Genomic DNA, 12,583 nt, shown 5'->3' on the forward strand with positions numbered 1-12,583 from the left:
CGCGCCAACTAAATGCTTTGCGGATGATTTATAATCGAAATATGCTAAATATGCCCACGAACTCAGCCAAAACGCACGCTGCACTTTCCTCAATAATCAGTAACAAGCGCCGCGTTTCTGCTCTGAAGTCACTTGGCATCATCACAATCGAAGACGCTCTAACTTACTACCCGTTCAGGGTTACAAATCCGCTAAAAATTGCGCGTTTGCGTGATGTTCAAATTGGCGAAGAGATTGCGTTTTATGCGCAGATTCAGTCGATTAACCTTGTGCCAATGAACGCGCGCCGTGGGTTTAGGCTTGAAGTCAACGTTTTGCAAGATCAGCAATCAGCTGCGCAACTTATTTATTTTTCTAAAAATCGCGCTTACGCTAATTGGCTTTCGGCTAAGTTTCGTGTGGGTGAAAACGTTGTGATTGGCGGCGTGTCGAGCGCTTTTAATGGTCGACTTCAGTTTGCGCATCCGCAGATTTTAATAGTAGATTCACAAAATCACGATAGTTTTAATAAGTCTGCCGATACTGTTGGAAGTGTTGAGGAAGGTTTGGCTAGACTTTGCGCCCCGCAGCCGGTTTATCACGCAAATTCTAGGATTTCCAGCGAGCATATTCACGAAACTGTGCTTTCTGTGATTTCTGCGCTTTCTGCATCTAATCAACCTGCACTTGCGCAATCCGCGCAATCCGCGCAATCCTCATCCGCGCAATCCGAGCTTTCTTCATCCGCGCAACCGGCTCAGTCCACACTTTCCGCCCAAATCCCCAATATTCTTCCGGAATCCGTGCTAAAAAAGCGCAATCTTTTGCCTCGCGCGGAAGCAATTTGCGCTATTCACAATCCTCAATCAACCGACGAATTTTACAAAGCTCTTGCCACGTTGCGTTACGAAGAGGCTTTTGTTTCGCAAGTGGCTGTGCTGCAATCTCGCGAAAATTCTAAAAATAATCAGGCAAAATCCTGTAATAATTCTCGTCTTCGCTGCAAATTTACGGAAAGTTTACCGTTTTCGCTTACGAGCGGCCAGCAAGAGGTTATTGACGAAATTATTGGCGATATGCATGAGCGCCGCCCAATGCGTCGACTTTTGCAAGGCGAGGTTGGTTCCGGAAAAACGGTTGTGGCTGTGAGCGCAATGTTGGAAGCGGTCGGATCTGGGTATCAGGCGGTTTTGGTTGCTCCAACTCAGGTTCTGGCGTCGCAACACGCCGAAAATTTGCGGCAGATGATTAAGCGGGCGAACCTAAATGTTCCTGTTATTTTGGTTACTGGCGGCATGAAGCTTGCCGAGCGTCGCCGTGCGCTCGCGAATGTTGCAAGTGGTGAGCCGGCGCTGATTGTGGCCACGCACGCAGCTTTTTCTGCGACTTTTAAGCCGACTAATTTGGCGCTGGTTATAATTGACGAGCAGCATCGTTTTGGGGTTGCGCAGCGAGATGTGCTAATGCGCAAAATGAGCGAAGTTTCGCGTGCTGAAGATTCACATTCTGAAGTTTCGCGTGCTGAAGGTTCTTCAATCACCCCGCATCTTTTGGTAATGACAGCAACTCCTATTCCGCGCTCTGCCGCAATGACCTGGTTTGGCGATTTGGATGCTTCGTATTTGACGGAACTTCCGGGCGGCAGAAAGCCGATTCGCACTTTTGTTGTGCAGGAAGCAGATGCTGCTACTATGGCGCGCATGTTTGCCCATATTCGCTCGCGAATTGACGCGGGGGAGCGTGCTTACGTGGTTTGCGCGCATATTGAGGACGATGATTTAGAAAGCGACGATGATTTAGCGCGCGGCAATTACGATTTATCGCGTAGCGATTCCGACTTATCTCGCGCCGCTTCCGACGATTCAGCAAACTTAACTCCTGCCCGTAAATTGCACACGGTTACCGGCATTCTAAGGCGACTTTCCGCACTTCCGCAGTTCAAAGGTATTAAGTTTGCTCAGCTTACCGGCCGCGACGATGACGCAACAAAGCGCGAAACTATGGAGCGTTTTGCGCGCGGAGACGTGCAGGTTTTGGTTGCAACTACTGTGATTGAGGTGGGCGTTGACGTGACTCAGGCAAGCTGCATTGTGATTTTTGATGCGGATCGATTTGGTCTTGCGCAATTGCACCAGTTGCGTGGCCGAGTTGGGCGCGGTGGCACAAATTCTTGGGCGTTTTTGGTTGCGCAAACTGATGGTGACACGGTTGCTCAGGAGCGTTTGCAGGTTGTTGAAAATTCCCTTGATGGAGCGGTTATTGCGCAAAAAGATTTGGAATTGCGCAATGTTGGCGACGTTTTGGGCGATTCGCAGTCTGGTGGAAGCTCGAGTTTGAAGCTTTTGCGCGTTGTTCAAGATGCGAAGATTATTGCGCAGGCGCGAGATGACGCTGCTGAAATTTTGCGCGACGACGTGCATCTTACGACTTTTACGAATCTTGCTGGCGCTGTTTTAGACTTTACTAGAGGTGGACGCGCGCAAATCGTAAGCAACTAAACTTGCGTAGTCAAGTCTGTCAAGTCTAATCAAATCTAGTCAAGTCTAGACAAGTCTAATAAAATCTAATCAAATCTAATCAAATTTAATAAATAAAACTCCTAAAACGGTAGTTCCTATCACAAAAATAAACAAAAATATATAAAATTTTATAAATTTACGTGCATATTATGAGATTTGTGAATATCCTAGAAAGTAAGCAAAGGTAAGGATCATTTGTAATAGCAATAGAGATGAGGCCTACAATGACAGAACGTGAACAGCAAATCTTGGCTTGGATTCAACAAAATCCAATGATTAGTCAACAGGAACTTGCAAATCTTGCAGGCATTACTCGTTCTGGTATTGCGGCTCACATATCTAATCTCATTCGCAAAGGCTACTTGCGCGGCAAGGGCTATATTGTTACGCCTCCAAGCTACGTAACCGTTGTTGGCGGCATTAGCATGGACGTGCTGGGAATTGCTTGTGGCGATTTGATGGATTACACGTCTAACGCTTCGCGCGTTCGTTACATGCTCGGTGGAGTTGGGCGAAATATTGCAGTTGCTTTGGAGCGACTTAATGTGCGCACAAGCATGGTTTCTGTGTATGGCGGCGACCACAATGGCGAATTGTTCCGCATTGATGCTGCTGCAAACGGATTAGATATTGGTTATGCAAAGCAGCTTCCGGATTCTATGACCGCTTCCTACATGTATGTTGGCGACGCTTCCGGCCAGCGTTTGCTCGCTTTGGATGACATGAGTATTTACGACCACATGACTCCTGATTTTCTGCGCGAACGAATGTCGATTATTGAAAACGCAGATATTTTGGTGCTTGATACTAATATTCCACAGAAGTCGTTTGAGTGGTTGTGTGATAGGTATCGTCGTCCAATTATTGTGCGCGCAATTACGGATGCGAAGGCTCCGCGCGTGCTGTCTAGATTGTCTAGAATTGATACTCTTGTGCTGGATACTGCCGAGTCACAGGCGCTTACTGGCATTAATGCGATTGACGAGCGTTCCGCGACGCGTTGCGCGGGTGCGTTGCTTAAGCGCGGCGTGAAGAATGTGTTTGTGAATGCTGGTCGCGCGGGCGTGGCTTATGGTGTGGCAGATGAGGGCGTGGCGTTTTACCCTGTGCCTGTAAAGCGTGTGCAGCGAATGATGCTTGCGCACGGTAATGGGAACGTTGGCGTTGAAGCTGTTGGAAACGATAACGGTTCGAGCGATGCTGCGACGGCGGCGTTGATTTATGCGCGATATAACGAGTTTGATTCAGCTAAGACTGGTCGTTTTGCGGTTGCTGCGGCGGCTCTTAATACTGAGTCGATGCAGCCTGTGCACGAGTCGCTCAATCCGGAGCTGATTGCTAATCGCATGGTTGATATTCACGAGCGCGCGTAGCGCGACGACATAAACTTCTCACGTTTGAGTCGTTTTGGCCGGATTTTCCGCTTCTGTCTTTCACTTTTATCTCTTAAATATGTCGTCGCGAGCGCGGGGTAGAATAGCTAAGTTATGTGCGGTTTTAACGCTGCAAGCTGCCTAATTAGCGACTTCTCAGTTAAAGACTAGCGAAATCAGCAAAATGCCGCGCATATTTGCAAACACACTCCTGCTGTGGAAAGTCCATAGCCGATAGTCCGAAGGAGGTGGGTGATGTCTGCACATAAGTATGAACTGATGTTCATTGCAAATCCTGAGCTGGATGAGCACGGTCTTAAGAAGTTGACCGAGCAGTATCTTGAGCTCGTCACCAACGAGGGCGGTTCTGTTGACGGTACCGATTACTGGGGTCGTCGCAAGTTCGCTTACGAAATTGAAGGCAAGACCGAAGGTAACTACGTTGTGGTTAACTACACTGCTGAGCCAGCCGTAAGCGACGAACTTGACCGTGTTTTGAACCTTAACGAGTCTGTAATCCGCACGAAGATTCTTCGCAAGGACGCTAAGTAAATAAGGTAATAAAGTAAATAATTGCAAGATTTAGTAAGATTTAGCAAGAATTTAGTTAGATCTCAAAATCAAGCAAAAGCGAGAAAGAAAAGGCAAACTATGGCAGGCGAAACAATTATCACTGTTGTGGGAAATCTCACGGCAGATCCTGAATTAAGGTCGCTTTCTAATGGTGCTTCTGTTGCAAGCTTTACCATTGCGTCTACGCCTCGTACGTTCAATCGTAATACGAATCAGTTCGAGGATGGTCCTGCATTGTTTATGCGCTGCTCAGCTTGGCGAGATCTGGCAGAGCATTGCGCTAATAGTCTTTCTAAAGGTATGCGCGTTATTGCGCAGGGCCGATTGTCGCAGCGCTCGTATCAGGCGCAAGATGGTTCAAATCGCACGGTAGTAGAGCTTACTATCGATGAGATTGGTCCGTCTTTGCGTTACGCAACTGCTCAGGTTAATCGACAGACTTCCGCAGCTGGTTTTGCTGGCGGATCTCGTGCAGCTGGAGCTGGTAACGGTGCGAACGGTGCAAGTAATCCTAACTTCGCTCAGGGCGGTTATGCTGGCGGCGCGAATTACGCTGCAAGTCAAGCTGCTTCCAATGCGAATGCTGGAGCAGATCCGTGGAGTTCTGCACCAACGAACGACGGATTTACTACTTTCGGTGCCGGCGCTGATTTCGGCGGCGACGAGCAAGAGCCGGAATTTTAGGCTGTTTACTTAATATTGCTTAATATTATTTGCTTAATACTAATAATTTCATCATCAGTTAAATGTTATGCGAATAAATAGCATAACGGATTTGAGAGAGGACATCTTATGTCACGCAAGAGGCCGCAACCACCGGTCAAGCCTTTCAAGAAGAAGCCAAATCCTCTGAAGGCTGCCAAAATTACTGAAATTGATTATAAAGACGTTGCTTTGCTGCGCAAGTTCGTTTCTGACCGCGGCAAGATTCGTTCCCGTCGTATTACCGGCGTAACCGTGCAGGAACAGCGCAAGATCGCGAAGGCCGTGAAGAACGCTCGCGAAATGGCTTTGCTCCCATACGCCACTACCGGTCGCTGATTGAGAGGTTGTAACAATGGCTGAAACTAAGGTTATTCTTACCAAGACTGTTGCCAACCTCGGTCACTCTGGTGACGTTGTTGAAGTTAAGGCTGGCTATGCTCGTAACTACCTTATTCCACAAGGTTTAGCTTTTGCTTGGAATAAGGGTGCTGCTTCCCAGATTGAGGCAATGCGTCGCGCTCGTTTGGCTAAGGCTGTTGCTACTCGCGAAGAGGCTGTTGCAGCTAAGGCTCAGATTGAAGGCACTGTTGTGGAGCTCGCTGCTAAGGTTTCCGAGTCCGGCAAGCTCTTCGGTGGCATTTCTGCCGAGAAGATTGCTGCTGCTTTGGCTCCAAAGGCCGCTGTGGAAGCTCGCGCAATCAAGGTTGCTGCTATTAAGACCACTGGTGAGTTCCCAGCAACCGTAGCGTTGCATCCAGAAATCACCGCTTCCTTCACCGTGAAGGTTGTGGCTGAGTAGTAGATAGCTCTCGGTAGCAGTTTTGTAAATTTTGCGAAATTGCTAGATTGTGAAATTTTACGAGATTTTACGAGATTTTACGAAACGCGTGTGGCAGGCAGATTGTTGTTTAGCTGTTTGCTTGTTTACTTGCGTTGATTGAACTTAAGCATTGGCTCTGCGCTGTGTTACTTGGGTTTTAAGACTCACGTAACACCGGCGCAGAGCTTTTTATTATTTGTTTTATCGTTTATCTATTAGAATTGATGCAGGTTATGCGATTTAGCTTATGATTTGCTGCATGATAGAAGGTTTCGTATGTTTTGCATTAATTGTGGTAATCCTATCAATGGTACAGTCAAGTTTTGCACAAAATGCGGTGCAAGAGTAGAAGATGCAGCTTCTCAGCGGCTGCAGAATCAGCAGCCGCAGGATCAGCAATCGCAGCAATCGCAACAATTGCAGCAGCCGCAACAGACTTACGCGCCTCAGCAGACTCAGCAATACCAGCAATATCAGCAATACCAGCAATATCAGCCGTCTCAGCAATACCAGCAGACTCATCAATATCAGCCGTCTAATCAATACCAGCAATCGCAACCGTCGGCTTATACACAGCAGCTTAATCCAGTCAAACCGAAGTTTTCCAAGTTCTTTACAGCACTAAGTCAACCTAAGAATCTTATTATTACCATAATTTCCTCTGTTGTTGTAATTGTGCTAGTTGTATGCACTTGCGTATGGTATTTCCGCTCAAATAATAATTCTTCATCAACTCGCAGCGCAAATTCTAATCTGAATGCTGCAGGCAACACTTTTAATAACGCAAGCGCACCTAAAGCTTTAACTCAAGATGATATTATCTCAAATGCTGGTAAAGCATACAAAAATGTGATTGATAGCGGATCTTATACTTCTACTAATTTCCCTCAGCATTACAGCTATTACTACGCATTGTGGGATATTGATGGCGACAATATTCCGGAAATGGTTGTTACTGCGTCTGAAGAATACAATATTGGTAAAGATCAATATATTCACGTATTCTCGTACAAAAATGGGAAGATTGTTTCGTATCCGGACATTATAGATAAGCATGATATTTATGAAGAGCGTGGCACTATGTTCTTCAGCGGTAATCATGACGGTATTGTTGTTGCAAGATCGTATCAAACTCCTGAAAATGATGGTGTTGATGGCCTTCCTTGGCATGTGTATACGTACAAAATTAATGGTAAGAGTTTTGATAAATCTACGGTTGACGTTGCTAAGCCTATAGAATTTAAGACCAAATTTACTACAGGCTCGTTGGCTGGTTTGCAAAATTTTGTGTATCCAAAATTTGTGTCCGTTAACGACTTAACTGATATAAACAATCTGATTGATACCCCGAATTTAACTCCTGAGCAGAAGAAGATGAATAAAACTATTAATGAGTGGCTCGAAAAAGGGTATCAAGTTTTTTCTGGAACTGTTAAGAGGTTGAGCGCTGAAGAAGCGTACGATTATCCTGGCACTACTCCAAATGATCCAAATGCTAAGGATGAAGTTATGAAATCTCTTAACTACGGGAACGGAGGAAACGGTACTTTTGACATTATTGCATTAGATCAGAAGCGTTCGGGTAACGGTTTTTGCACTGGAATGTATGGTGGGTTTATGCCAAGTCACATGATATTTGATCTTGTTTCTGTTCGATTTGATAATTCGGATAAAGATCAGGCTGCGTTTGTTGAAAAGTATGCGGGCAAAAAGATTATGGTTGCGGCTCGCCCAGGTAGTTACGACGGTGGAAATTGGATGGAATTGCCGGCTCGTCAGCCTACTGTGGGTGAGATTCATTTGATAAAGGAGTATAGCGAGTAGGGCGGTGGTTAGGCTGAAACTGCGAGAGTGGAATTGCGCGCGACATAAACTACTCGCGCGTGCGCTGTTTTGGTCGGTTTTGCGTGAGATTTCGGCATAAACTGCGCGTGGTTGAGTAGTTTTGGTCGGTTTTTGGCGTGTAGGCGGCATAAACTGCTCACGACTGAGTAGTTTTGGTCGGAATCTGCCGTAAAAGCGACATAAACTACTCGCGACTGAGTCGTTTATGCCGCGTATACAGTGTTTCGCTTTAGTTCGAGCGATAGTGGCGCTCTTGCGATGTGATGCCGTCGAGGAAGAAGTGCGCACCTTCGCGGTAAGACGTATCGCTTACGAAATCTTCCGGAGCGTAAGGTGCAACGCTTTCAAACATCTCCTCGTAATCAGCAACGCTTAAACGCACGCGTGAGTCAAGCGTATCCGCATGCTCGCGCGCAAACAGCGCATCTCTAAATCCTGGTGCAATCGTGCCGCTGAAAAATTCACCAACAGCGCCGGATCCGTATGAGAATAAGCCGATTTTATCGCCGCTTTTAAGCGTAGGAAACTCACTATTTTCGTGAGCGTATCCGTCTAATTCAAGCAAAGACAACAATCCCAAATATAGCGATCCTGTATAAATATTGCCCACGCGACGGCTGTATTGTGTGCTTGTTTCGTAGCGCGCAAGTAGGAGATTTCGTGAAGATTCGCTTAAGTTGGTATTATCGCAAGAATCCATCGCCGCTTTAAGCGCTTTCAAACCCATTTTCGTATACGGCAAATGGAAGCAAAGTCCTGCAAAATCGTTGAAATTACAATAGTTTTGCGCACAATACTTTTGCCACACGTCGCAGAAAAATTCTATATACTGCTCGGTTGAAAACTTGCCGCGAGCAAGCGCAGTGTCCTGGTAAACTGGTCGCCAAAAGTCCTGAATATCCGCGGATTTTACAACGCTATCGTCGTTAATTTTAAGCACGTGCGGATTCGCGCTCACAAGCATTGCCACAGCACCAGCACCTTGCGTTACTTCGCCAGGTGTAGCAAGACCGTAGCGCGCAATATCGGACGCAATTACCAGCACTTGCGGATCTTTTTCGGCGTGCGCGCGCACGTAGTCGCATGCCATCATCAAAGCTGCAGTGCCGCCGTAGCAAGCTTCTTTTACTTCAATAGAGCGTACCCACGGAGTGAGTTTTAGCAGATTTTGAACGTATAGTGCGCTTGATTTACTTGCGTCGACGCCGCTTTCTGTGCCGACGATTAGCATTTTGAGGCGATTGCTATCGATGTGGGGTAGGAGTGGTAGAGCGGCTTGGGCGGCTAGAGTGACGATGTCTTGGTGATTTGGCGGCACGGATTGCTCGCTTTGGCCGATTCCGATTGTGAATTTGTTAGGGTCGATTCCGCGCGCGTTTGCAAGATCTGTGAGATTTAAGTAGTAGTGCGGGGTGGCGAAGCAGATGCGGTCGATGCCGACAGCAAGTGGGGTTGTGGTATTGGTTGTGGTTTTGGTATCTCGTGTGTTCATTTTCCCTAAATCCCTAAATTTTCCTCAATTTTTACTTGACTTGCGAAATGTTTTAAGTAATTGTGCAACTTTTTCCGTAGTTCTTTCTGCAGGATTAAGTTGCAGAAGATTTTTTGCGATTTTCTCGATTTCTTCGCCTTTAGCGCCGGCTGCGATTGCAAGATTTGAGGCCTGCAATGCCATGTGACCGGCCTGAATGCCGGGGCCGGCCAACGCGCGCAGTGCCGCAAGATTTTGCACTAAGCCGAGGGCTGCAAGCGTGTTTCTAAAGTCGTTTGCGTTTTTGTATTTGCCGATTTTAAGCGCGAGTTTTGCCATTGGAAGAGATGAGATTGAGCCGCCAACAATGCCGATTTGTAGCGGAATTTCAATACGGCCATGGAGTATGGTTTGCTTGTTTAAGCTTTCGGTGTTCCACGTTGACAGTGGTAGGTAGCGACCGGAGCGCGCCGCCCACGCGTGTGTTGCCGCTTCTAGCGCTCGCGTATCATTTCCGGACGCGAGCGCGGCTCCTGCAATGCCGTTCAGGATTCCTTTGTTGTGCGTGGCGGCGCGCTCAGGGTCGCTGGCGGCTAGCGCGCTTAATGCCGCGATTCGGCGTGCGAGGCGCTTTCCTTCATCTTCGCGTTTAGCTTCTTCAAGCAGCCTGGAAGCGAGCGCTTCAACCGGTATTCGCACTTCTGCCGTGGTGGCAACGCGGCTTGTGTTGGTAAGAATCGCCACAAGCGCCTCAACGCCGAGCCAGCTTTCCAGCTGGGCTTTGACGGCTTCGCCCATAGTGTTCACTGTGTTTGCGCCCATTGCGTCGCATGTGTCTACTTCAATCTCGAGCTTTGCGAAGCCGTGCAAAGCTGAAACGCGGCATTTTCGCGCGCCGCCACCCCTTTTACTCATTGATGGGTGTGACTCGTTTGCAACGCGCAGCAGATCTTCAACCTTTGCACAATCCTCAACAATCTCGCGCAAACGCGCCGCCACGCTCCCGTCTGCGTCTTCAAAAGCTATTTGCGCTGTAGTCACGTATTGTGGCGATTGCGCTACGATACATCCTTCGATACCAGACTCCGCCGCAATCCTCGCCCCATTGCACGCGGCCGCAATCACAGACGGCTCCTCTGTTGCAACCAGTACGTCCCGAGCCTCGCCGTTCACAATAAGCCCGCGAACAACGCCAACCGGCAGCGTGTACTTTCCAATCTGATGCTCAATCATATGATTTGCAACATCCGCGGGAATCGTAGTATCAGAACTTTCCGAAAGCTGCTTAAGTAAAAAAGTTGCTTCAGACTCGTTTATTGCGCCATCATTTTGCAAGGTTTTTATGCGATTTTCCACGCTTAATTCACGAAAAGCAGTCATCGAAATCACCTCATGATTTTACCGACTACGAATGCTACTGATTGCTTCGCATTCTAGCTTGATTGTTTCGCATTCTAACTTAATTGCTTCGCATTCTAATCTGCATCGCAACGCCAATTCCGCCGCCAACGCACAGTGCAGCCACTCCGTTTTTCTTATTGCTGTCTCGCAAAGCGTACATAAGCGTCGTCAAAATTCTCGCTCCGCTAGCACCCAGCGGATGACCGAGCGCAATCGCGCCGCCCCTCACATTTAGCTTCGACTCGTCAATATGAAGTTGCTCCGAAACTGCAATGCTCTGAGCAGCAAAAGCCTCATTAATCTCAAACAAATCAATGCTTTCAACGCTGCTTCCGGTTGCGCGTAGCATGCGTTCCATCACGTGTTTTGGAGCGTATCCCATTAAATCTGGGTCGATTCCGCCTTCTGCAAATCCCACAATTTGCGCAAGATATTCAATTCCGTGCGCTTGCGCGTAATCTTTGCTCATAAGTACGAGGGCTGCGGCTCCGTCGTTGATTCCGCTTGCGTTTCCGGCAGTTACGGTAGATTCGCGCTCGCTAACTTCGCGCTCCGCGCCTGAATTTTCGTCCGACGCCTTAAACAGCGTGCGCAATTTCGACAACTGCTCTAAAGACGTATCTTCGCGAGGATGTTCGTCGCGTGTTACAACAGTTCCGTCTGCAAGAGTTACTGGCACAATCTCAGAGTCAAAATCGCCTCGTTTAATAGCGGCAACAGCTTTTTGGTGAGATTTAAGCGCAAAAATATCTTGTGCTTCGCGAGTAATACCAAATTTTGCGGCCACGTTTTCCGCAGTAACGCCCATTGCGTCGCCTGTAAAAGCGTCGTTTAAGCCGTCGCGCTGCAGGCCGTCAATAAGCGAAAAGTTTCCATAGCGATGACCGCTAAATCGCGAGTTAGTTGCATAAAATGGCACGTTGCTCATACTTTCGGTGCCGCCTGCAACAACGACTTGCGCGTCTCCCATTGCGATTGCAGATTGTGCTAGTCGCACTGCTTTTAAGCCGGATCCGCACACTTCGTTAATAGTCATTGCGCAGCTGGAAGTGTCGAGTCCTGCGCGCAATGCGATTTGGCGAGCTACGTTCTGACCGCTGCCTGCTTGCAAAACGTTGCCAAAAATGGCCTGATCTACGTCGTGAGCATTAAGACCTGCGCGTTCGATTGCGGCTTTTGCGGCAATCGTTCCTAAATCAACTGAGGAAAGCGAAGATAAGCTGCCGCCGAATTTGCCAATGGGCGTGCGTACAGCGCTCGCAATCACCACTTCAGTCATATGTTTAGCCACCTAATCAATTGTTTGTTGCATTTGAATTGCAACATACCAACCGGACTACTTTATCGTATTCCTGAGCAAAATCGAGAGTCTCAAAAAATTCTTCTCGGTTTTTTCACAATTAATCTTGATTCGGTGAGTTTGCGCCGGCTTCGTAGCGACAAAACTTTACAGGCTTGTAAAGGAAATGTCGGAACAATCTCCGGCAAATGTTTCTGAAGCTTTGCAGTAATGCTTCTGCGAATGTTGTTCCTGTAGCTTTGCAGTAATGCTTTGCTAACGGTGAGTATTTGTTGATTAGAGAACTTTAACATTAATGCTCTGCTGACGTTGAGTATTTACTGCCTAGAGAACGCTAGCATTCGTGCTGCTGCACAAGCCCCACCAGGCACTCCTACCACACAAAAAAATAACGGTGGGTGAATTTACTAGTGCGAGATAGGAATTGCTTGTCGAGCAATATAAAAGCGGAGCGATAGTAATAATCTTGTTGATGAATACTATCTTCGCAGAAAAAGTAAGTAAAAAATAAACTCAACTACGCAACCGCTAAGTCCGAATAAGGTATAGGAGCGTAGCGCTGCGAGACAAGTAATTCCTATCTCACACAGCCACTTC

General features: G+C 47.5%; 10 protein-coding genes. 7 read left to right on the top strand and 3 right to left on the bottom strand.

Annotation, left to right across the window (positions count from 1 at the left end; translation table 11 throughout):
- Positions 1 to 23 precede the first annotated feature (23 nt).
- The 7 genes from HXT35_RS05080 (at position 24) to HXT35_RS05110 (ending at position 7,793) form a co-directional block, all read left to right on the top strand.
- On the top strand, positions 24 to 2,477 hold the full coding sequence (locus tag HXT35_RS05080) for an ATP-dependent DNA helicase RecG (protein ID WP_004128909.1): 2,454 nt from the start codon (positions 24 to 26) through the stop codon (positions 2,475 to 2,477).
- Positions 2,478 to 2,722: 245 nt separating this feature from the next.
- Entirely contained in the window at positions 2,723 to 3,871 is a 1,149-nt protein-coding gene (locus HXT35_RS05085) for a PfkB family carbohydrate kinase (RefSeq protein WP_004128906.1), read from the top strand.
- 255 nt (positions 3,872 to 4,126) lie between these two features.
- Positions 4,127 to 4,423: a 30S ribosomal protein S6 gene (rpsF, locus tag HXT35_RS05090; RefSeq protein WP_004128903.1), complete on the top strand. Its 297-nt coding sequence runs from the start codon at positions 4,127 to 4,129 to the stop codon at positions 4,421 to 4,423.
- A 99-nt stretch (positions 4,424 to 4,522) separates the two neighbouring features.
- Positions 4,523 to 5,128: a single-stranded DNA-binding protein gene (locus HXT35_RS05095; RefSeq protein ID WP_004128901.1), complete on the top strand. Its 606-nt coding sequence runs from the start codon at positions 4,523 to 4,525 to the stop codon at positions 5,126 to 5,128.
- 108 nt (positions 5,129 to 5,236) lie between these two features.
- Positions 5,237 to 5,485 carry a 30S ribosomal protein S18 gene (gene rpsR / locus HXT35_RS05100; RefSeq protein ID WP_004105399.1) on the top strand — a complete coding sequence of 83 codons (249 nt, stop codon included), beginning with the start codon at positions 5,237 to 5,239 and terminating at the stop codon, positions 5,483 to 5,485.
- A gap of 16 nt (positions 5,486 to 5,501) precedes the next feature.
- Entirely contained in the window at positions 5,502 to 5,948 is a 447-nt protein-coding gene (rplI, locus tag HXT35_RS05105; protein ID WP_004128899.1) for a 50S ribosomal protein L9, read from the top strand.
- Between the two features lie 297 nt (positions 5,949 to 6,245).
- Positions 6,246 to 7,793, top strand: a complete 1,548-nt coding sequence (locus HXT35_RS05110) for a zinc ribbon domain-containing protein (RefSeq protein WP_421787974.1) — start codon at positions 6,246 to 6,248, stop codon at positions 7,791 to 7,793.
- A 250-nt stretch (positions 7,794 to 8,043) separates the two neighbouring features.
- Here the strand turns inward: HXT35_RS05110 and HXT35_RS05115 are convergent, their stop codons facing one another.
- From HXT35_RS05115 to HXT35_RS05125, 3 genes are all read right to left on the bottom strand, one after another.
- The gene (locus HXT35_RS05115) at positions 8,044 to 9,306 is read right to left on the bottom strand and encodes a hydroxymethylglutaryl-CoA synthase (protein ID WP_032843584.1); all 1,263 of its coding nucleotides are present in this window, start codon (positions 9,304 to 9,306) and stop codon (positions 8,044 to 8,046) included.
- A 24-nt stretch (positions 9,307 to 9,330) separates the two neighbouring features.
- Positions 9,331 to 10,665, bottom strand: a complete 1,335-nt coding sequence (locus tag HXT35_RS05120) for a hydroxymethylglutaryl-CoA reductase, degradative (RefSeq protein WP_421787976.1) — start codon at positions 10,663 to 10,665, stop codon at positions 9,331 to 9,333.
- 79 nt (positions 10,666 to 10,744) lie between these two features.
- Positions 10,745 to 11,965, bottom strand: coding sequence for a thiolase family protein (locus HXT35_RS05125; protein ID WP_004128881.1), 1,221 nt, complete (start codon positions 11,963 to 11,965; stop codon positions 10,745 to 10,747).
- Positions 11,966 to 12,583: the final 618 nt, after the last annotated feature.

The sequence above is a fragment of the Gardnerella sp. DNF01141 genome (genome assembly GCF_049244255.1).
Lineage (GTDB): Bacteria > Actinomycetota > Actinomycetes > Actinomycetales > Bifidobacteriaceae > Bifidobacterium > Bifidobacterium vaginale_E.